This window comes from Rubrivivax gelatinosus (assembly GCF_016583785.1).
GTDB classification, from domain to species: domain Bacteria; phylum Pseudomonadota; class Gammaproteobacteria; order Burkholderiales; family Burkholderiaceae_C; genus Rubrivivax; species Rubrivivax gelatinosus_B.
On sequence record NZ_NRRU01000002.1, the window covers coordinates 63,501 to 84,759 of the forward strand.

The 21,259-nt window shown below is 70.2% G+C and carries 16 protein-coding genes and 1 riboswitch; of the genes, 2 read left to right on the top strand and 14 right to left on the bottom strand.

What is annotated here, in order from left to right; genetic code table 11:
* Positions 1–90 precede the first annotated feature (90 nt).
* From infC to CKO43_RS01225, 3 genes are all read right to left on the bottom strand, one after another.
* A complete protein-coding gene (gene infC, locus CKO43_RS01215; RefSeq protein ID WP_200225503.1) occupies positions 91–627 on the bottom strand; it encodes a translation initiation factor IF-3 in 537 nt (178 codons plus the stop codon).
* Positions 628–713: 86 nt separating this feature from the next.
* Complete coding sequence (gene thrS / locus CKO43_RS01220) at positions 714–2,621, bottom strand: threonine--tRNA ligase (RefSeq protein ID WP_200225501.1); 1,908 nt, start codon at positions 2,619–2,621, stop codon at positions 714–716.
* 191 nt (positions 2,622–2,812) lie between these two features.
* Positions 2,813–3,886, bottom strand: a complete 1,074-nt coding sequence (locus tag CKO43_RS01225) for a patatin-like phospholipase family protein (protein WP_200377602.1) — start codon at positions 3,884–3,886, stop codon at positions 2,813–2,815.
* A 115-nt stretch (positions 3,887–4,001) separates the two neighbouring features.
* On the opposite strand from CKO43_RS01225, the gene CKO43_RS01230 reads away from it, so the two are divergent.
* Positions 4,002–5,513, top strand: coding sequence for a glucan biosynthesis protein G (locus tag CKO43_RS01230; RefSeq protein WP_200377604.1), 1,512 nt, complete (start codon positions 4,002–4,004; stop codon positions 5,511–5,513).
* 41 nt (positions 5,514–5,554) lie between these two features.
* Positions 5,555–7,729: a glucans biosynthesis glucosyltransferase MdoH gene (gene mdoH, locus CKO43_RS01235; RefSeq protein WP_242481017.1), complete on the top strand. Its 2,175-nt coding sequence runs from the start codon at positions 5,555–5,557 to the stop codon at positions 7,727–7,729.
* On the opposite strand, the gene CKO43_RS01240 is transcribed toward mdoH, so the two are convergent.
* The 11 genes from CKO43_RS01240 to CKO43_RS01290 all read right to left on the bottom strand — a co-directional run bounded on the left by CKO43_RS01240 (position 7,678) and on the right by CKO43_RS01290 (position 21,115).
* On the bottom strand, positions 7,678–10,017 hold the full coding sequence (locus CKO43_RS01240) for a Tex family protein (protein ID WP_200377606.1): 2,340 nt from the start codon (positions 10,015–10,017) through the stop codon (positions 7,678–7,680). The genes mdoH and CKO43_RS01240 overlap by 52 nt on opposite strands.
* A 91-nt stretch (positions 10,018–10,108) precedes the next feature.
* Positions 10,109–11,323, bottom strand: coding sequence for a TIGR03862 family flavoprotein (locus CKO43_RS01245; RefSeq protein WP_200377607.1), 1,215 nt, complete (start codon positions 11,321–11,323; stop codon positions 10,109–10,111).
* Positions 11,316–11,984 carry a 3,4-dihydroxy-2-butanone-4-phosphate synthase gene (gene ribB / locus CKO43_RS01250; RefSeq protein WP_200377608.1) on the bottom strand — a complete coding sequence of 223 codons (669 nt, stop codon included), beginning with the start codon at positions 11,982–11,984 and terminating at the stop codon, positions 11,316–11,318. Before ribB ends, CKO43_RS01245 begins: the two co-directional genes overlap by 8 nt.
* Before the next feature lie 94 nt (positions 11,985–12,078).
* A riboswitch (FMN riboswitch) is annotated at positions 12,079–12,223 on the bottom strand.
* 37 nt (positions 12,224–12,260) lie between these two features.
* Positions 12,261–13,169 (bottom strand): SDR family oxidoreductase, encoded by a 909-nt coding sequence (locus CKO43_RS01255; RefSeq protein WP_200377609.1) that lies wholly within the window; start codon positions 13,167–13,169, stop codon positions 12,261–12,263.
* Between the two features lie 10 nt (positions 13,170–13,179).
* The gene (locus CKO43_RS01260; RefSeq protein ID WP_200225485.1) at positions 13,180–13,632 is read right to left on the bottom strand and encodes a GNAT family N-acetyltransferase; all 453 of its coding nucleotides are present in this window, start codon (positions 13,630–13,632) and stop codon (positions 13,180–13,182) included.
* Positions 13,632–14,642, bottom strand: coding sequence for an NADP-dependent oxidoreductase (locus CKO43_RS01265; protein WP_200377610.1), 1,011 nt, complete (start codon positions 14,640–14,642; stop codon positions 13,632–13,634). Before CKO43_RS01265 ends, CKO43_RS01260 begins: the two co-directional genes overlap by 1 nt.
* Positions 14,643–14,733: 91 nt before the next feature.
* On the bottom strand, positions 14,734–15,522 hold the full coding sequence (locus CKO43_RS01270; protein WP_200377611.1) for an SDR family oxidoreductase: 789 nt from the start codon (positions 15,520–15,522) through the stop codon (positions 14,734–14,736).
* Positions 15,522–15,812, bottom strand: a complete 291-nt coding sequence (locus CKO43_RS01275; RefSeq protein ID WP_200225479.1) for a Dabb family protein — start codon at positions 15,810–15,812, stop codon at positions 15,522–15,524. Before CKO43_RS01275 ends, CKO43_RS01270 begins: the two co-directional genes overlap by 1 nt.
* Positions 15,813–15,826: 14 nt before the next feature.
* Entirely contained in the window at positions 15,827–17,611 is a 1,785-nt protein-coding gene (locus CKO43_RS01280; RefSeq protein WP_200225477.1) for an acyl-CoA dehydrogenase family protein, read from the bottom strand.
* Positions 17,612–17,821: 210 nt separating this feature from the next.
* The gene (locus CKO43_RS01285; protein ID WP_200377612.1) at positions 17,822–18,997 is read right to left on the bottom strand and encodes an acetyl-CoA C-acyltransferase; all 1,176 of its coding nucleotides are present in this window, start codon (positions 18,995–18,997) and stop codon (positions 17,822–17,824) included.
* A gap of 9 nt (positions 18,998–19,006) precedes the next feature.
* Entirely contained in the window at positions 19,007–21,115 is a 2,109-nt protein-coding gene (locus tag CKO43_RS01290) for a 3-hydroxyacyl-CoA dehydrogenase NAD-binding domain-containing protein (RefSeq protein WP_200225472.1), read from the bottom strand.
* Positions 21,116–21,259: the final 144 nt, after the last annotated feature.

The following is a 21,259-nucleotide window of genomic DNA, read 5'->3' on the forward strand; positions in this document are numbered from 1 at the left end:
CTCCGGCGAACTTGTCTGCCTGCAGCGGCTTTTGTTCCACCACCGCGGTGACCGACCACGGCAGCGGAAATCTCTTGCCTGGACCTGGCCTTACTTCCGCTTCGGCGCCAGCACCATGATCATCTGACGGCCTTCGAGCTTGGGCATGTGCTCGACGACCGCCACGTCCGCCAGTTCGTCACGGATGCGCTCGAGCAGCCGCATGCCGATGTCCTGGTGGGTGATTTCGCGGCCGCGGAAACGCAGCGTGACCTTGCCCTTGTCGCCGTCCTCGCCGATGAAGCGGCGCAGGTTGCGCATCTTGATCGCGTAGTCGCCTTCGTCGGTACCGGGGCGGAACTTGACTTCCTTGACCTCGATGACCTTCTGTTTGGACTTGGCTTCGGCGGCCTTCTTCTGCTCCTGGTACTTGAACTTGCCGTAGTCCATCAGCCGACACACCGGCGGATCCGCAGTGGCCGCGATCTCGACGAGATCGACGTCCAGCTCGCCAGCCATGCGCAGGGCCTCCATCGTCGGGACGATGCCTAGGGGTTCGTTGTTGACCCCGTTCAGGCGCACCTGCAGCGCCATGATTTCCCGATTCAGCCTGTGCTTGCGCTCCGCGTTGGGAGTGCGGCGATCCATGAACGTAGCGATGTGTCAACTCCTCGAGCGGCCCGAAGGCGACGGGCCGTCAATCAAATCAGGGGTGCGAGTGGCGCTGGCAAGGCTCATACCTTGGCGGCGATGTCGCTGGCGATCTTCTGTTGGAAGTCTGCGAGCGGCATCACACCGAGATCGAGATTACCCCGAGCGCGCACAGCAACAGCCCCGTTTGCCTTCTCCTTGTCGCCGACGACCAGGATGAACGGGGCCTTCTGCACTGAGTGCTCGCGGATTTTACGATTAATTTTTTCGTTGCGCAGGTCCAGCTGCACCCGCAGGCCCTGTTTCTGCAGCGCTTTCGCCACTTCGGACGCGTATTCCGCCTGCGAATCGGTGATCGACGCCACCGCCACCTGCACCGGCGACAGCCACACCGGCAAGGCGCCGGCGTGCTGCTCGATCAGGATGCCGATGTAGCGCTCCAGGCTGCCGACGATCGCGCGGTGCAGCATCACCGGATGCCGGCGCGAGCCGTCCTCGGCAACGTACTCGGCGTCCAGGCGCTCGGCCATCGAGAAGTCGACCTGCATCGTGCCGCACTGCCACTGGCGGCCGATCGCGTCCTTCAGCGTGTACTCGATCTTCGGGCCGTAGAAGGCGCCGTCCCCGGGCGAGATCACGAACTCGCAGCCCGAGCGCCGCAGGCTCTCGATCAGCGCCTGCTCGGCCTTGTCCCAGATCTCGTCGCTGCCGATGCGTTTTTCCGGACGCGTCGCGACCTTGTAGAGGATGTCGGTGAAACCGAAGTCGGCGTAGACCTTCTGCAGCAGCGCCGTGTAGGCGACGCACTCGTCGAGGATCATGTCCTCGGTGCAGAAGATGTGGCCGTCGTCCTGCGTGAAGGCGCGCACGCGCATGATGCCGTGCAGGCCGCCGGTGGGCTCGTTGCGGTGGCAGGCGCCGAACTCGCCGTAGCGCAGCGGCAGGTCGCGGTAGCTCTTGATGCCCTGCTTGAAGATCAGGATGTGGCCCGGGCAGTTCATCGGTTTCAGCGCGTATTCGCGCTTCTCCGACTCCGTCGTGAACATGTTCTCGCGGTACTTGTCCCAGTGGCCGGTCTTCTCCCACAGCGCCTTGTCCAGGATCTGCGGGCCCTTGACCTCCTGGTAGCCGTTGTCGCGGTAGACGCGGCGCATGTACTGCTCGACTTCCTGCCACACCGTCCAGCCCTTGGCATGCCAGAAGACCGTGCCGGGCGAGTGTTCGTCGAGGTGGAACAGGTCGAGTTCGCGGCCGAGCCTGCGGTGGTCGCGCTTCTCGGCTTCCTCGAGCATGTGCAGATAGGCCTGCAGCTCGTCCTTGCTCGCCCAGGCGGTGCCGTAGACGCGCTGCAGCTGCTCGTTGTTCTGGTCGCCGCGCCAGTAGGCGCCGGCCACCTTCATCAGCTTGAAGTGCTTGAGCCGGCCCGTGCTCGGCACGTGCGGGCCGCGGCACAAGTCCTCGAAGCCGCCTTCGCGGTACAGCGAGACGTCCTGGTCGGCCGGGATGCTGGCGATGATCTCGGCCTTGTAGCTCTCGCCCAGGCTCTTGAAATAGGCCACGGCCTCGTCGCGCGGCAGCACGCGGCGCACGACGGGTTCATTCTTGGCCGCGAGTTCGCCCATGCGCTTCTCGATCGCCGCCAGGTCTTCGGGCGTGAACGGGCGCTTGTAGGCGAAGTCGTAATAAAAGCCGTTCTCGACCACCGGGCCTATCGTCACCTGGGCCTCGGGGAAGAGTTCCTTCACCGCGTAAGCCAGCAGGTGGGCCGTCGAGTGGCGGATGATCTCCAGGCCGTCGGCGTCCTTGTCGGTGACGATCGCCAGCGTGGCGTCCTGCTCGATGCGGTGGCTGGTGTCGACGAGACGGCCATCGACACGCCCGGCAAGCGCCGCCTTGGCCAGGCCGGCACCGATGGACGCGGCAACTTCGGCAACCGTCACGGGCGCCGCGAACTCACGCCGGGAACCGTCCGGCAGGGTGATCTGGATCATGTTCAACCTCTGAAAAGACAAAGCGCGGTGTCATGCCGCGCTCGTGTCCGCAAGAAAAGAAAAGACGGAACGCGCGGCCCTCAGACCTCGGAGGTGTTCGGGGTAGTCCGCGGTGTCATAACCGTCATGCCTTTCTCGCTCTTGTGAGGTTGTTCGATGCGGGCATTTTAGCGCGCCGGCCGCGCACCGGCTCAGCGCAGCGGCAGCGGATCCAGCGGCCGCCCCGAACTCACGAGTTCGGCGAAGTCGTCGGCCAGCCGCCGGCTCTCGTCGAGCGCACGCCGCCAGACGCGCACGCGGCCGGCCAGGTCGTCGCCATAGGCCTTGAAATCCTGCCGGTCCGGCAGCTTGCCGTTGGGCAGCGACCGCACCCACTCGGGCGTCGGCGCGAGCACGACGACGTTGTCCAGCAGCGGCGTCGCCCGGTGGCGGCGTGTCCAGGCCTTGTCCAGCCAGCCGGGCACGATCTGCGGCTGAAAATGCGGATACAGCACCAGGCCCTCGGTCATCGTCGCGTAGCCCAGGTGCAGGTGGTAATCGGTGATGCCGCCGTCCCAGTAGGCGCCACGCGGACCGCCGGGCACGTCGTGCACGGCGTCGAGCCAGAACGGGATCGAGCAGCTCGCGAGTACGGCGCTCGCCAGGTTGGCCGCGCTCAGCGGCGCGACCCGGCTCGGGTAGTCCGACAGCGCGAACGGCAGTGCGTCGCGCGGGTCGCTGAATACGACGCGTTCGATCCAGCCGCCCAGCGCGCGCCGGCTCGCGGCGTTGACGACGAAGGCGCCGGCATAGCCGATCGGCGTGCGCCAGCGCCCTTCCCGGCCGAGCAGATGGCGGCCGCGACTCGTGAAAACATGCAGCCGAAAGCGTGGATTCGAGAGCACGCGGTCAGCGTAAACCCCCAGTCGCGCGTTGACCGTCTGACTGAAGGTTTCGCTGACTTGTCGTTTTGTCGGAGGTCGGCCCGGTTCGTGCTCATAGTGTTGCGTGATGTAGTCCTCGGCCAGCGTGGCCAACGCCGCGTCGGCGTCGGGCAGACAGGCCGAAGCCAGCCTCCAGGCGCCTATCGATGCGCCCAGGAGGTGCACGGTTACACCGGTATCGCGCAACCAATGTCCGAAAATGAAGCGGTCGAGCGGATTGAGTACCAGACCTTTCGGTCCGCCCGCCGCGCCCGGCAGCACCCGGACGTCCGCTGCGCGCAACCCACGCTCCTGAAGTACGCATCGTGCGCGGGGGCCGGCGAAGAGTTGCAGAGCACGCATGGGCGCGATGCTAGGTCAGCTTGTTGCCATCCTTCACCGCCCGATACGCCCGCGGCTCACGACGCCCGGCGCTTCGGCCCTATGTTCACAGGCAATGCGAATTGATGCGACGTTCATGACACGCCGCGGCCCCTGGCTGCGCGCGATCGCGGCCCTGCTGGTCGCGTCGGCAGCCGGCAGCGCCAGCGCCTTCGGCCTCGACGACGTGGCGCGGGAAGCCGAAACACTGTCCCGCCGGGCCTATCAGGAGCCTGCCGCGTTGCCGCGCGCGCTGGCCGAACTGAGCTACGACGACTACCGCAAGGTCCGCTTCCTTCCGGATCGTGGCCTGTGGCGGCCGGAGAAGCTGCCGTTCGAGCTGCAGTTCTTCCACGTCGGCCGCGGCTTCACGCGGGCGCTGCGGCTGATGGAGATCGTCGGCGGCCAGCCGCGGCCACTCGAGGTCCCGCGCGCCTCGTTCAGCGACGAAGGCGTGCTGCCGGCCTCCGAAGTCGTCTCCGGCATCGCCGGCCTGCGCGTGCACCACGCGCTGAACACGCCGCAGGTGATGGACGAACTGATCGTCTTCCTCGGCGCCAGCTACTTCCGCGCGCTCGGTGCCGGCCAGCGCTACGGCCTGTCGGCGCGTGGCCTGGCGGTCGACACCGCCGGCGGCAACGGCGAGGAGTTCCCGGCCTTCACCGCGTTCTGGCTCGAACGCCCGGCACCAGGTGCGCAGACGCTGCGCCTGTACGCCCTGCTCGACGGCCCGCGCGTGGCCGGTGCCTACCAGTTCGACATCCGCCCCGGCACGACCACCGTCGTCGAGGTGCAGACGCGGCTGTGGCTGCGCTCGCCGGTGGCGACGCTGGGCATCGCGCCGCTGTCCAGCATGTTCCTGCACGGCGAGAACCAGCCGGTGGCCGACGACTACCGCCCCGAGGTGCACGACTCCGACGGCCTGCAGATCGAAACTGGCGAGGGCGAATGGATCTGGCGCCCGCTGGTCAACCCGAAACATGCCTTCGTGACCTCGTTCGCGCTCAAGTCGCCGCGTGGGTTCGGCCTGCAACAGCGCGACCGCGCCTTCGGCAGCTACGAAGACCTCGAAGCCGCCTACGAACGCCGGCCCAGCGTCTGGATCGAGCCGCTGGGCGACTGGGGCGCCGGCCGGGTCGAACTGCTGCAGTTCCACACGCCCAACGAGACCCACGACAACATCGCCGCCTACTGGGTGCCGCAAGAGCTCCCGCCAGCGGGCAAGCCGCTTGCCATCGGCTGGCGCATGTCCTGGGCAGGCGACGACGCGAAACAGCCACCCGGCGCCCGGGTCGTGCAGACCCGAGCCGGCCACGGCTACCGCGAAGCCGCGATCGCCGACGAGCGGCTGCAGTTCCACCTCGACTTCGCCGGCCCGGCGCTGGACGCGCTGCCGGCTGGTGCCGCGGTCGAGGCGGTCGTCAGCGGCAACGACAATGCGCGCGAGCTGCGTGCCGTGGCTTATCCGAATCCCGCGCGCGGCGGCTGGCGCGTCTCGATCGATGTCGAGCGCGCCGATGCCGGCCGCGCTCTTGAACTGCGTGCGTTCTTGCGCCTGGGCGATCGCACGCTGTCCGAAACCTGGTCCTACGCCCTCGCACCCAAATGAAAACCAATCTGCGTACCGCCCCCCGGGTCATGCGTTCGGCCATGCGCCCGCATCCCTGGTTCGGTTTCCTGCGTGGCCTGCTCTTCGCCGTGATGCCCGGCATGCGTTTCGGTTCGCCGCCACGCGCCGTCGCCTGGCTGCAGGCCGCGAAGGCGCGCCGCCGTGTGCTGCTGGCGCTGGTCGCGGCCTTCGCCGCCGCCGCCTTCGCGCTGACGCCCGAGGGCACGCCCTGGGCGCAGACGCTGCTGCAGACCCTGCTCTTCGCCTGGGTGGCGATCGGTTTCGTCACCGCGCTGATGGGCGGCTGGGTGATGCTGCGCGGCGACCCGCACGCGCTGCGCCTGAAGCAGCCGCACGCGCCGATCGACCGCGGCGCCCGCACCGCGGTGATCATGCCGATCTGCAACGAGGACATCGCCACCGTCTACGGCGGCCTGCGCGCGACCTGCGAGTCGCTGGCGGCCACCGGGGCGCTGTCGCTGTTCGACATCTACGTGCTCTCGGACACCGCCGACCCCAAGCTGCGCGAAGCCGAAGTCGCCGCCTGGGAGCGCATGCGCACGATGCTGGGCGACGGTGAGGTCGACGGCGGCGCGCGCGTCTTCTACCGCTGGCGCCGCCGCCGCACCAAGCGCAAGGCCGGCAACGTCGCCGACTTCTGCCGCCGCTGGGGCTCGCAGTACCGCTACATGGTCGTGCTCGACGCCGACAGCACGATGAGCGGCGAGACCCTGGTCTCGATGGTGCGGCTGATGGAAGAGAACCCACGCGCCGGCATCGTGCAGTCGCTGCCGACGGCACGCGCGCAAGACACGCTGCACTCGCAGCTGCAGCAGTTCGCCACCCGTGTCACCGGCCGCCTGTTCTCGCTGGGCATGGCGTTCTGGCAGCTGGGCGAGTCGCACTACTGGGGCCACAACGCGATCATCCGCGTCGAAGCCTTCATGAAGCATTGCGCGCTGGCGCCGATTCCGGGCCGCGGCGGCCTGGCCGGCGACATCCTGTCGCACGACTTCGTCGAAGCCGCTTTGATGCGCCGCGCCGGCTACGAGGTCTGGCTTGCGCCGCAGCTCGACGGCTCCTGGGAGCAGTACCCGCCCAACCTGCTGGCCGAGCTGCAGCGTGACCGCCGCTGGTGCCAAGGCAACCTGCAGAACGCGCGCCTGGTGGCCGAACCGGGCTGGCGCCCGGCGCACCGGGCGATGTTCGTCACCGGCGCGCTGTCGTACGCGATCGCGCCGCTGTGGCTGGTCTTCGTCGTGCTCGGCGCCTTGTTCGACCCGCCGCAGCTGACGCAGGACGGCGCCATGGTGCTGTGGATCATGACCGCGGTGCTGCTGCTGATGCCGCGTGCGCTCGGCGTCGCCGCGGTGTTCCTGGCGCGTGACCAGCATCGCTTCGGCGGCAGCCTGGCGCTGCTGGCGAGCGCGGTGCTGGAACTGCTGGCTTCGGCGGTGCAGGCGCCACTGCGCATGCTGGCGCATACGAGCTTCGTCATCGGCGCGCTCACCGGCCTGAAGCTGGACTGGAAGTCGCCGCCGCGGCAGGCCACCGCCGTCGCCTGGCGCGACGCCGCGCTCAGCATCGGCCTGCTGACGCTGCCGGCCCTGGCGCTGGCGGTTCTCGGCCAACGCAGCGGCGACATCGCCTTCTGGCACCTGGCGCCGCTGCTGCTGCCGCTGGTGCTGGCGGTGCCGTTCACCGTGCTCACCGGCAGCGAAGCGCTGGGCCGTGCGGTGCGACGTGTCGGCCTGCTGCTGACGCCGGAAGACCGCGACCCGCCGCGCCCGGTGGCGCGTGCCGCCGACAACCGCTCGTTCGCCGACCTGATGCCGCTGCCGCAGATCGTCGGCGGCGCCTCGCGCGGTGCCGCCGCGGCCTTCGCCCGGCCGCGTGCCGTGATGGCGCTGGGTGCCGCGGCGCTGGCCGTGCTGGTGGTGCTGCCGCAGCCCGGCGTGACGCCGCAGCTGTCGCCGGCGATGCAGGCCGAGCGCGAGATCTTCGCGCTGATGCGTTCGATGCCGCTGAGCGTGCCGGACGTGACGCTGGAGCCGCGTTCGGTGCGCGTGCGTCTGGACGCGAACTACCGTCCGGCGGCGCGCATCGATGACGACATTCGCCAGCGCGCGCTGGAATCGGTCCAGCGCGCCCAGGGCCAGGAGAACTACGAGCGCTTGGTCAACAGCTTGGCGAAGGCCGCGGCCATCGCGCCCTGAGACTGAGACTGAGGCTGCGCGGGGCCGCCGCCGCGCGCGCGTTCGTCGCGGCCGGCCGGCTTGTAGGCGTTGCCGCCGCGGTCGCCCGCCGGGCGCGGCGCCGCATCCAGCTTCATCGTCAGCGAGATGCGCTTGCGCGCGAGGTCGACCTCGAGCACACGCACCTTCACCGTCTGGCCGGTCTTCACGACCTCGCGCGCGTCGCTGACGAACTTGTTCGCGAGCTGGCTGACGTGCACCAGCCCGTCCTGGTGCACGCCCAGGTCGACGAAAGCGCCGAACTGGGCGACGTTGCTGACCGTGCCTTCGAGCACCATGCCCGGCTGCAGGTCCTTGATGTCCTCGATGCCCTCGTTGAAACGGGCGACGACGAAGTCGGGCCGCGGGTCGCGCCCGGGCTTTTCCAGCTCGACGAGGATGTCCTTGACCGTGATCGCGCCGAACTTCTCGTCGGCGAAGACCTCAGGCTTGAGCGTGCGCAGCACCTCGGCACGCCCCATCAGTTCCTGCACCGGGCGGCCGGTGGCGGCCAGCATCTTCTGCACCAGCGGATAGGTCTCGGGGTGCACCCCGGTCAGGTCCAGCGGGTTGTCGCCGTCGCGGATGCGCAGGAAACCGGCGGCCTGCTCGAAGGTGCGCGGGCCCAGGCCCGAGACGTCCAGCAGCTGCTGGCGGTTGCGGAAGGCGCCGTGGGCATCGCGCCAGCGCACGATGCTCGCGGCCACCGCCGGCGACAGCCCCGAGACGCGCGCCAGCAGCGGCGCCGACGCGGTGTTGAGGTCGACGCCGACGCCGTTGACGCAGTCCTCGACGACCGCGTCCAGCGACTTCGCCAGCCCGCTCTGGTTGACGTCGTGCTGGTACTGGCCGACGCCGATGCTCTTCGGGTCGATCTTCACCAGCTCGGCCAGCGGGTCCTGCAGCCGGCGCGCGATGCTGACGGCGCCGCGCAAGCTGACGTCCAGCTCGGGCAGTTCCTTGCTCGCGAACTCGCTGGCCGAATAGACCGAGGCGCCGGCTTCGCTGACGACGACCTTGTCCAGCTTCACGTCGGGCGCGATCTGGGCGACACGCTTGATCAGGTCGGCGGCGAGTTTGTCGGTCTCGCGGCTGGCGGTGCCGTTGCCGATCGCGATCAGGTTGACGCCGTGCGTGGCCACCAGCCGGCCGAGCACGTGCAGCGAGCCTTCCCAGTCGTTGCGCGGCTCGTGCGGGTAGACGGTGTTCGTGTCCAGCACCTTGCCGGTGTCGCTGACCACGGCCACCTTGACGCCGGTGCGGATGCCCGGGTCCAGCCCCATCACGACACGTTTGCCGGCCGGCGCGGCCAGCAGCAGGTCGCGCAGGTTGTCGGCGAAGACCTTGATCGCGACGGCCTCGGCTTCTTCGCGCAGGCGCGCGAACAGGTCGCGCTCCAGCGACAGCGAGAGCTTGACCTTCCAGGTCCAGGCCACGGTCTTGCGGATCAGCTCGTCGCCCGCGCGTTTGGCGTGGCTCCAGCCGAGGTGGCGCGCGATGCGGCCTTCGGCCAGTGTCGGCCGTCCGGGCACGACTTCTTCGTCCAGCACCAGCTTGGCGTCCAGCCACTCCAGCGTACGGCCGCGGAACACCGCCAGCGCGCGGTGGCTGGGCACGGTGCGGATGGGCTCGGCGTAGTCGAAGTAGTCGCGGAACTTGGCGGCGTCGGCGTGCGTGCCGTCCTTGCCGTCGACCAGCTTGCTCTGGAACAGGCCTTCGGCCCAGAGCCATTCGCGCAGCTGGCGGACCAGCAGCGCGTCTTCGGCCCAGCGTTCGGCGAGCAGGTCGCGCACGCCGTCCAGCACCGCGTGGGCGTCGGCAAAACCGCCGTCGGCGTTGATGAAGGCGGCGGCCTCGGCCAGCGGCTCCAGCGTCGGGTCGGCGAAGAGCTTGTCGGCCAGCGGCTCGAGCCCGGCTTCGCGCGCGATCATGCCCTTGGTGCGGCGCCGGGGCTTGTACGGCAGGTACAGGTCTTCCAGTTCCTGCTTGGTCGGCGCGGCCTCGATCGCGCTGCGCAGTTCGGGCGTCAGCTTGCCCTGCTCGTCGATGCTCTTCAGCACCGCGGCGCGGCGGTCCTCGAGTTCGCGCAGGTAGCCCAGGCGCGACTCGAGCTCACGCAGCTGGATGTCGTCCAGGCCGTCGGTCGCTTCCTTGCGATAGCGGGCGATGAACGGCACCGTGGCGCCGCCGTCCAACAGTTCGACGGCGGTGTTCACCTGTGCCGGCCGAACCTTCAGTTCGGCGGCGATCTGCAGAACGATCTTGTCCAAGAGCAATGTCCGGAAAACCGAAAGGCGCGGAGTTTAAGGGCCGGGTGGGGCCGGCCCCGACCCATCCCGCCCCGCAGGGCGGGACTTGTGCTCAGTTGCGGCCCAACCAGCGCGCCGCGCCCTCGCCCGCCACGCGGCCGGTCGTGAAGCAGCCGGTCAGCAGATAACCGCCGGTCGGCGCCTCCCAGTCCAGCATCTCGCCGGCGACGAAGACGCCGGGCAGCGCCCTGAGCATCAGCGCCTCGTCCAGCGCCTCCAGGCGCACGCCGCCGGCGCTGCTGATCGCTTCGGCGATCGGCCGCGCCGCCGTCAGCGTCACCGGCAGCGCCTTGATCGCGGCCGCGAGTTTGCTCGCGTCGTGCTGGTCGTCCTTGGGCACCAGCTCCCACAGCAGCGCGGTCTTGACGCCGCCCAGGTTCAGCCGCGTCTTCAGGTGCGTGGCCAGCGAGCGGCTGCCGCGTGGGTGCGCCAGTTCACGCTGCACCCAGTCCAGCGGCCGCGCCGGCAGCAGGTCGAGTTCGAAGACCGCGCGGCCCTCGCGTGCGATGGTGTCGCGCAGCGCGGCCGCGAAGGCGTAGACCAGGCTGCCTTCGACACCGGTTTCGGTCAGCACGAACTCGCCGGGGCGGCGTTCGCCGCCGAAGCTGATCGCGACCGACTTCAGCGGCTCGCCGGCGTGACGGCTGCGCAGGAACTCGCTCCAGACGACGTCGAAACCGCAGTTGGCCGGCTGCAGCGGTGCCAGCTCGACGCCGCGTGCGGCCAGCCAGGGCCACCAGGCGCCGTCGCTGCCCAGGCGCGGCCAGCTCGCGCCGCCCAGCGCCAGCACGGTGGCCGCGGGTTGCAGCGCCCGGGTGCCGGCCGGCGTCTCGAAGAGCAGCGCACCGTCTTCGCGCCAGCCGCTCCAGCGGTGGCGCATGTGGAACACGGCGCCGGCTGCCCGCAGCCGGTGCAGCCAGGCGCGCAGCAGCGGCGCCGCCTTCATCTCGGCCGGGAACACACGGCCCGAGCTGCCGACGAAGGTGGCAACACCCAGACCCTGTGCCCAGGCGCGCAACTCGTCGGCACCGAAGGCGCGCAGCCGCGGCTCGAACCAATCCGCGCGCACGCCGTAGCGCGCGACGAAACGTTCGAAAGGCTCCGCATGCGTCAGGTTCAGCCCGCCCTTGCCGGCGAGCAGGAACTTGCGCCCGACCGAGGGCATCGCGTCGAAGACCTCGACACGCTGCCCGGCGGCGGCCAGCCGTTCGGCGGCCATCAGCCCGGCGGGGCCGGCGCCGATGACGGCGGCAAAGTTGTCAGGCATCTGGCGCGGCCCTCCCAAGCCGCCATCGCACGAGGTCTTCGATCGACAGGATCGGCAGATCATGCGCGCGTGCAAAAGCTTCGATCTGCTTGCCGCGCGCCATGCTGCCGTCGGGGTTCATCAGTTCGCACAGCACCGCGGCACGCGCCAGCCCGGCCAGGTCGCAGAGATCGATGGACCCTTCGGTGTGGCCGCGGCGCTGCAGCACGCCGCCGGCTTCGGCGCGCAGCGGGAACACGTGGCCGGGGCTCACCAGATCCTCGGCACGGGCGTCGGGCGCGGTGGCGGCCTGCACGGTGCGCAGCCGGTCGGCGGCGCTGACGCCGGTGCCGACACCTTCGCGCGCCTCGATCGAGACGGTGAAGGCGGTGCGGAAACGGCTGGCGTTGTCGGCCACCATGGGCCTGAGCCCCAGGCGTTCGACGGCCGGCGGCGGCAGGCACAGGCAGACGATGCCGCTGCCCTCGCGGATCAGCATCGCCATCGTCGCCTCGCTCAGGCATTCGGCGGCGACGATCAGGTCGGCCTCGTTTTCGCGGTCGTCGTCGTCGACCAGCAGCACCGGGCGTCCGGCGCGCATCGCGGCGGCAGCGGCGGCGAGCCGGCTGGCCCGGGTCGTGGGTGCGCCGGCGATGGCCGGCAGTTCGGTGGTTTCGATCATGTGGAAACGCTCCTCGATGAGTGGGACGGAGACGTTCCAGGGACGCGTGCGCGCCGCCACGCCGCGACCAGCCGGAGCCGGGCACGGCAAAGCGGCACGTCTTCTTTCATCCGGACTGTGACCGTCGGCCCTGGCGTCGCACCAGGTCTGCTGACCCCGGCTTGCGCCGGGCGCTCGCGGGCTCGCGGCCGAGGCCGCATACCGCCGGTGGGGAGTTCCACCCCGCCCTGAAGACGTGTGCCGGCAACCGCCGGCACAGCCGACTGTAACCGCCCTTCAGCCGCGCCCGCGCAGCGCGGCGCGCAGCTGCTCGCCGACCTGGGGCCGGTCGGCGAAGGCGTCGCTGGGGTTGCGGCCGCTGGCGAGGTCGTCCAGGCGCTGGCGCACCGAACCCAGGGTCTGCGGGTGGCTGAAGATGTAGAAGCGCCCGCTGTCCATCGCGTCGAAGACCGCGGCGGCGACGTCGGCCGCCGTCACCTTGCCGCCGGTCACAGCCTTTTCCATCAGCGCCTGCGCGACCAGCTGGCTGCGTGTCGGGCGGCCGTCAGCAGCCAGTTCGGCCGGGCGGTGGCGGCCGCTCTGGTGGATGCCGGTGGGCACGAAGAAGGGGCACAGCACATGGGCCTGCACACGTTCGGCGACCAGCGACAAGTCCTGGTAGAGCGTCTCGCTGAGCGCGACGACGGCGTGTTTGCTGACGTTGTAGACGCCCATGTTGGGCATGTTGACCAGGCCCGCCATGCTCGCGGTGTTGACGACGTGGCCGCGGTAGCCGGGATCGGCCTGGGCCGCTGCCAGCATCGCCGGCACGAAGACACGCACGCCGTGGGCCACGCCCATCAGGTTGACGCCCAGCACCCACTCCCAGTCCTTGGCCGACTGCTCCCAGATCAGCCCGCCGGCGCCGACGCCGGCGTTGTTGAAGACGAAGTGCGGCGTGCCGAAACGCGCGAAGGTGGCCGCGGCCAGCGCCTCGACCTCGGCCGCCTTGCTAACGTCCAGCCGGAACGGCAGCACCTCGGCGCCGCGCGCCGTCAGCTCGGCAGCGGCCGCCTCCAGCGCCTCGGCCTGCAGGTCGGCCATCACCAGCTTCATGCCGCGGGCGGCGGCGATGCGGCTCGTTTCCAGGCCGAAACCGCTGGCGGCACCGGTGATGACCGCGACGCGACCCTGCCATTCGTTCATCGTCTGCTCCTCAGTCGCCACCGGGGCGGCGCAGCATTTCCAGATGCGGGATGCCGTCTTCCAGATAGGGCTCGCCGACGGCCTCGAAGCCGAAATCGGCATAAAAACGCTGCAGGCGCGCCTGCGCGCTGATGCGGATGCCGCGCCCGGGCCAGGCTGTTTCGCAGCGGGCGACGCCCTCGCCCACCAGCAGCCGGCCCAGGCCGCTGCCGCGGCGCTCGGGCGAACTGATGACGCGGCCGATCGAGGGCTCCTCGTACTGCAGCCCCGGGTCGACGACACGCAGATAGGCCTGCAGCACGCCGGCGTCGTCGCGCCCGAGCAGATGCCAGCAGTGGCGGTCGACGCCGTCCGGGTCCTGGAAAGGCCCCTGCTCGAGGATGAAGACGCGGCAGCGCAGCGCCAGCGCGTCGTAGAGATCGTCCAGGCGCAGGTCGTCCCAGCGCAGCCAGTGCCAGTGCATCAGATCAGCTTGACCAGTTGTTTGCCGAAGTTGCGGCCCTTCAGCATGCCGAGGAAGGCCTCGGGCGCAGCGGCCAGGCCTTCGGCGACGCTCTCGCGGTACCTGATCGTGCCGCCGGCGACACCCGCCGCCAGCTCGCGCAGCGCCTCGGGCCAGTCGCCCATGTGTTCGCTGACGATGAAGCCCTGCAGCGTCAGCCGCGACTGCAGGATGGTCTGCGGCCAGCTCATCGGGATGGGCTGGCCGTCGTAGCCGGCGATCATCCCGCACAGCGCGATGCGGCCGAAGGCGTTCATGCGCAGCATGGTCGCGTCCATCACCGCGCCGCCGACGTTCTCGAAGCAGCCGTCGACACCGTCGGGTGCGGCGTCGCGCAGCGCGCGCGCGAGCGATCGTGCGTCGGCGTGTTCGCGGTAGTCGATGCAGGCGTCGAAACCCAGCTCGTCGACGACATAGGCGCACTTGGCCGCTCCGCCGGCATAACCGACGACGCGGCAGCCGCGAGCCTTGGCGAGCTGGCCGACGACGCTGCCGACCGCGCCGCTGGCGGCGCTGACGACCACCGTCTTCCCGGCCTGGGGCGCGATGATGCGCACCAGCCCGTACCAGGCGGTGACGCCCGGCATGCCGACCGCCCCCAGGTAGGCCGACAGCGGCAGCCGCGTGTCGACTTTGCGCAGCATCCCGGCGGCGGCGCCGTCGACCACCGAATAGAGCTGCCATCCGCCCATGCCGACGACGGCGTCGCCGGCGGCGTAGCCCGGGTGGCGCGAGTCGACGACCTCGCCCACCGTGCCGCCGATCATCACCTCGTCCAGCGGCTGCGGCGCGGCGTAGCTCTTGGAGTCGTTCATGCGGCCGCGCATGTACGGGTCCAGGCTCAGGTAATGGTGGCGCACGAGCACCTGGCCCTCGGCCAGCGCCGGCAGCGGCGCCTCGACGAGGCGGAAGTTGGCGGCGGTTGCCTCGCCCTGCGGGCGCGAGGCGAGCACGATCTGCTGGTTGTTCATCTCTATCTCCTTGGGCCTTAGCCCTCTCGCGTGAAATCGCGCTCGGGCCTGAGTCTGGCGTTCGATGCCTTCCGGCCTCGCACGTCCCGACTCAGCCAGCGTGCACGGCGCTGACGCCACCGTCCACCGCCAGCACCTGGCCGGTGATGTGTTTGCCTGCGGGGCTGCACAGCAGCAGCGCGGCGCCTTTCAGGTCGTCGTCGTCGCCGATGCGGCCCAGCGGCGCGGCAGCGGCCAGGCGCTGTTCGCCCACCGTCTCCAGCGTGCCACGCGTCATCCGGCTCGGGAAAAAACCCGGCGCCAGCGCGTTGACGTTGATGCCGTGGCGGCCCCATTCGCCGGCCAGCGTGCGCGTGAAGTTGACGACCGCGCCCTTGCTGGTGCCGTAGGCGATGAACTGCATGTTCAGGCTGCCGGCCAGACCTGCGATCGACGCGACGTTGACGATGCGCCCCGACCGGCGCGGGATCATGCTGGCGCGCGCCACCGCCTGCGAGAACAGGAACAGGCTGCGCACGTTCAGGTCCATGACCTTGTCCCAGGCGTCGAGCGGGTGTTCCTCGGCCGGCGCGCCCCAGGTGGCGCCGGCGTTGTTGACGAGGATGTCGATCGGGCCCAGGCGCTGCAGCGTCTCGTCGACGATGCGCTGCACGTCTTCGGGCCGGCTGGCGTCGCCGGCGACCCAGCGTGCGTCGATTCCCCGCTCGGCCAGATGGGCGACGGCCTCCTCCAGGTCGGCTGCCTTGCGCGAGGTGAGCATGACTTTGGCGCCGGCTTCACCCAGCGCCTCGGCGATCTGCAGCCCCAGGCCGCGCGAGCCGCCGGTGACGAGCGCGACACGCCCGTCGAGGCGGAAGAGGTCCATCACCGGCGTGCTCATCAGCCCTCCGTCGTGTAGTCCAGCACGTGGCGCGTCTGGCGCAGCGTGCCCAGGAACTTGGACACCGCCTGGTGATGCGGGTGGTTCTGGTAGGCGTCCAGCGCGGCGGCGTCGGCGAAGGTCGAGTCGAGCAGCACGTCGACGTTGGCCTCGCAGCCGGGCTCGGCGAGCGCGGCGCGGAAATGCAGGATGCCCGGCACCAGCGCCGCGCAGGAATCGAGTTCGGCCTTGAAGCGCGGCGCGTCGGCCTTGTCCTTCAGGGTCCACATCACCAGGTGTCGTACAGCCATCGTTAGTTCCTCGGTCAGAAACAGGAGTCGTCCAGTTCACGCACCAGCGCCTCGCGCCGCGCCACCGGCGCCAGCCAGGCGTCGATCTTGGGCAGCTCGTAGGCGTAGAAGTAGCGCGTGGCCGCCAGTGTGCCCGGCCGCGACGCGCCCGTCGCCAGCGCCAGATCCAGCCACAGCCAGGCGACGACGACGTGGCCGAAGGCCTGCAGATAAGGCGTGGCATTGGCCGTCGCCGCCTCGGCGTCGCCGGTGGCCCAGGCCGAACGCGTGGCCGCGCCCAGCCGCTGCAAGGCACCGGCCAGCGCGACGCCGGCTTCGGCCAGGCCGGCGACCTGACCGGCACGCTGCGCCGTGGCGTCGATCCGGGTCGCCAGCAGCTTCAGCGCCGCGCCGCCGTCGGCCAGCACCTTGCGGCCCAGCAGGTCCAGCGCCTGGATGCCGTGCGTGCCCTCGTGGATCATGTTCAGGCGGTTGTCGCGCCAGTACTGCTCGACCGGGAAGTCGCGTGTGTAGCCGCAGCCACCCAGCACCTGGATCGCCAGCGAGTTGGCTTCCAGGCAGCACTCGCTGGGCCAGCTCTTGGCGATCGGCGTCAGCAGCTCGAGCAGCCGGCGCGCGTCGGCCGCGGCCTCGGGCGTGCCGGTGCGCGCCTCGTCGACCAGCCGGGCGCAGTAGAGCGACAGCGCCAGCCCGCCTTCGACATAAGTCTTCTGCGCCAGCAGCATGCGGCGCACGTCGGCGTGGCGCAGGATGGGCACTTGCGGCTGCGCCGCGTCCTTGGCGCCCAGCGGCCGGCCCTGCGGACGCTGGCGCGCGTACTCCAGGCTGGCTTCGTAACCCGCCCAGCCGAGCATCACTGCGCCCAGGCCGACGGCGATGCGCGCCTCGTTCATCATGTGGAACATGGAGCGCAGGCCGTCGCCGGGCCGGCCGACGAGCCAGGCGATCGCGCCCTCGGACTCGCCGAAGTTCAACAGCGTATTCGTCGTGCCGCGATAACCCAGCTTGTGGTTCAGCCCGGCGAGCACGACGTCGTTACGCCGCCCCGGCCGGCCGTCGGGCCCCGGCAGGAACTTCGGGCAGATGAACAGCGACAGGCCTTTGACGCCCGGCGGCAGGCGGCCGTTTTCGTCGGGGATCTTGGCCAGCACCAGGTGCACGATGTTGGCCGCCAGTTCGTGTTCGCCGCCGGATATCCACATCTTGTGGCCGCGCAGCCGAAAGCGCGGGCCCAGCGGATCGGCCTCGTGGCCGGGGCCGTCGGGCTCGGCGCGTGTCGCGATGTCCGACAACGACGAGCCCGCCTGCGGTTCGCTGAGGCACATCGTGCCGAACCACTCGCCGGCGAAGAGCCGGCGCGCGAAGGTCTCGCGCTGCGCCGGCGTGCCGTGCGCGGCGATCAGGTTGGCGTTGCCGGTGGTCAGCATCGCGTAGCCGGCAATCGCGACGCTGGCCTTGCTGAAGAAGGCGTTGGCCGCCATCTCGGCGACATAAGGCAGCTGCAGGCCGCCGAACTCGGCGTCCTGCGAGGCCGCCAACAACCCCGACTCGACGTAGGCCGCGACCGCGGCGCGTGTGCTCTCGGGCAGATGCACACGTTCGCCGTCGAAACGCGGCTCCTCGACGTCGGCGCGGCGGTTGGCCGGCGCAAAACGGTCGGCGGCGATGCGCTCGGCCAGGTCGAGCACCGCGCCGACGGTCTCGCGCGAGTGCTCGGCGTGGCGTTCGCGCTCGAACAGTGCGCCGACGTCCAGCCAGTCGTGCAGCAGGAAATCCAGCGTCTCGCGCAGCGAACTCACTTTGGCTCCCTTCGGCCTGCGGCCGGTCCCGCCAAGCGGGAATGAGCCCCGGACAAGTCCTGAGCGCTCATGCGGCGTCTCCGAGCCGGCCGGCGGGGCGCGCCCTGGAGCGAAGTAAAGGAGGAGTCCCGGCGGAGCCGGGACGGGGGACATGAGCGCAAGGGCGCGCCCCGGCGGCCGGCTCTCGCGCCGGTTTGTCAGCCGCGAGCCTCACAGCACCTCGAACACGCCGGCCGCGCCCATGCCGCCGCCGATGCACATCGTCACGCAGACACGTTTGGCGCCGCGGCGCCGCCCTTCGATCAGCGCGTGGCCGGTCAGGCGCTGGCCGCTGACGCCGTAGGGGTGGCCGATCGCAATCGCGCCGCCGTTGACGTTCAGGCGCTCCATGGGGATGCCCAGCCGATCGGCGCGGTACAGCACCTGCACCGCGAAGGCTTCGTTGAGTTCCCAGAGGTCGATGTCGTCGACCGTCAGCCCCAGGCGCTGCAAGACCTTGGGCACCGCGAACACCGGGCCTATGCCCATCTCGTCGGGCTCGCAGCCGGCGACCGCGAAACCGAGGAAACGGCCCAGCGGCTTCAGCCCCTTCTGCTCGGCGTAGCGCTCGTGCACCAGGACGCAGGCTCCGGCACCGTCGCTGAACTGGCTGGCGTTGCCGGCGCTGATCACGCCGCCGGGCAGCGCGCTGCGCAAGTCCTTGATGCCCTCGTAGGTGGTGCCCGGACGCAGCCCTTCGTCGACGCTGATCGTGACTTCGCGGCTGCGCAGCCCCAGCACCTTGTCGGCGACGCCGGCCACCGTCGTCACCGGCACGATCTCGGCGGCGAACAGGCCCTGCTCCTGCGCCGCGCAAGCGCGCTGCTGGCTCTGCGCGCCGTAATGGTCCTGGCGTTCGCGCGAGACGCCGTAGCGTTGGGCCACGGTCTCGGCGGTCTGCAGCATCGTCCAGTAGATCTCGGGCTTGCTCTTCTTCAGCGCCGGGTCGAACAGCATGTGCTGGTTCATCTCCTGCTGCACGCAGGAGATGCTCTCGACACCGCCGGCGATGTAGACCTCGCCCTCGCCGGCGGCGATGCGCTGCGCCGCCAGCGAAATGGTCTGCAGGCCGCTGGAGCAGAAGCGGTTGACGGTCATGCCCGGCGTGCTCACCGGCAGCCCGGCACGCAGCGCGATCTGGCGCGCGATGTTGGCGCCGGTCGCGCCCTCGGGGTTGGCGCAGCCCATCAGCACGTCCTCGACGGCGCCGGGCTCGAGGCCGGCGCGCTGCAGCGCCGCGGCGACCGCGAAGCTGCCCAGCGTCGCGCCGTGGGTCATGTTGAAAGCGCCCTTCCAGCTCTTGGCCAGGGGCGTGCGGGCGGTCGAGACGATGACGGCTTGGCTCATGGTCGGTCCTCAGGCGGTGAAGCGGCGGCCCTCGGCGGCCAGGCGGGCGAGCAAGGGCGCCGGCGTCCAGAAGCCGGCGTCGTCCAGCGGGTTGCGCGCGAAGGCCTTCATCGCCTGCACGACGTTGAACAGGCCCTGGCCGTCGGCGTAACACATCGGCCCGCCGCGCCACAGCGGGAAGCCGTAGCCGGTGAGGTAGACCATGTCGATATCGCTGGCCTTGCCGGCGATGCCCTCTTCCAGCAGCCTGGCGCCTTCGTTGACGAGCGCGTAGACGAGGCGGTGCACGATCTCGTCGTCGGCGATGGCACGCGGCGCGATGCCGAGTTCGGCCCGGTGCCGGGCGACCATCTCCTCGACCAGCGGCGAGGCGATCGCATCGCGCCGGCCCGGCGCGTAGTCGTACCAGCCGGCGCCGGTCTTCTGGCCGAAGCGGCCCCGCTCGCACAGCAGGTCGGCGGTCTTGCTGTAGCGCAGCTGCGGCTGCTCGACGGCGCGGCGCTTGCGGATCGCCCAGCCGATGTCGTTGCCGGCCAGGTCGCCCATGCGGAACGGGCCCATCGCGAAGCCGAAGGCCTCGATCGCGCGGTCGACCTGCTGCGGCGTGCAGCCCTCGTCCAGCAGGAACCCCGCCTGGCGCGCGTACTGCTCGATCATGCGGTTGCCGATGAAGCCGTCGCAGACGCCCGAGACCACCGCGGTCTTGCGGATCTTCTTGGCGAGCTGCATCACGGTGGCGAGCACGTCCTTCGCGGTCTGGGCGCCGCGCACCACCTCCAGCAGCTTCATCACGTTGGCCGGGCTGAAGAAATGCAGGCCGACGACGTCCTCAGGCCGCTTCGTGAAGGCGGCGATGCGGTCCAGGTCCAGCGTCGAGGTATTGGACGCCAGGATCGCGCCCGGTTTCGCCACTTCGTCCAGCGCGCGGAACACCTGCTCCTTGACGCCCATGTCCTCGAACACCGCTTCGATGATCAGGTCGGCGTCGCGCAGGTCCTCGTAGGCGAGCGTGGTCTTCAGCAGCGCCAGACGCTGCTGGTACTGATCTTCCTTGAGCTTGCCTTTCCTGACCTGGGCTTCGTAGTTGCGGCGGATCGTCGCGACGCCGCGCTCCAGCGCCTCGGGCTTGCTCTCGAGCAGGGTCACCGGGATGCCGGCGTTCAGGAAGTTCATCGTGATGCCGCCGCCCATCGTGCCGGCGCCGACGACGCCGACCCGGGTGACGCTGCGCACCGGCGTGTCCTCGGGCACGTCGGCGATCCGGCTGGCGGCACGTTCGGCGAAGAAGGCGTGGCGCAGCGCCTGGCTCTCGGGCGTGAACATCAGCGCCATGAAGAGTTCACGCTCGTAGGCCAGGCCGGCCTCGATGTCGCGTTTGACCGCGGCCTCGACGGCGTCGACACACCTGGCCGGCGCCGGGAAGTGTTTGGCCATCGCCTTCACGGTGTTGCGCACGAACTGGAAGTAGGCGTCGGGGTTGGCGTGGCGCGCCTTCAGGTCGCGCACCCGCGGCAGCGCCGCGCCGGCGGCGTGTTCGCGACCCTTGGCGGCGGCGAAGGCCGCGGCACCGGCCACCAGCTCGCCGTCGACGATCTGGTCGAACAGCTTCTGCCCCGGCAGCGAGGCCAGCAGCTCGCTCTTCACCGCCTCGCCGGAGACGATCATGTTCAGCGCGGTCTCGACGTAGAGCACCCGCGGCAGGCGCTGCGTGCCGCCGGCGCCGGGCAGCAGGCCGAGCTTGACCTCCGGCAGCGCGACCTGGGTGCCGGGCGCGGCGACGCGGTAATGGCAGGCCAGCGACAGCTCCAGCCCGCCGCCCATGCAGCTGCCGTGGATGGCCGCGACCACCGGCTTGGTCGCCGCCTCGACCTGGCGGATCAGCGAATGCAGGTTGGGCTCGGCGATCGCCTTGTCGCTGCCGAACTCCTTGATGTCGGCCCCGCCCGAGAACAGCTTGCCGGCGCCGGTGATGACGATCGCCAGCACCTCGGCATCGGCCAGCGCCCGCTCCAGGCCGGCGCTCAGTTCACGCCGCGTCGCCAGGCCCATGCCGTTGACCGGCGGGTTGTCCAGCGTGAGCACGGCGACCTCGCCGTGGAGGTCGTAACGGACGGCCATGATGTCTCCTTCTGGGGGCCTGTTTCCGAGGGGCGAAGCCCCCGGTTCGGCTCGGTTTCGAACGGTCGTTTCATTCTAGGAGTCGGGTTTGGGGGCGCGCTGTCCCTGCGGCGACAAAGGTCGGCACATGACATCAGTCAAGCC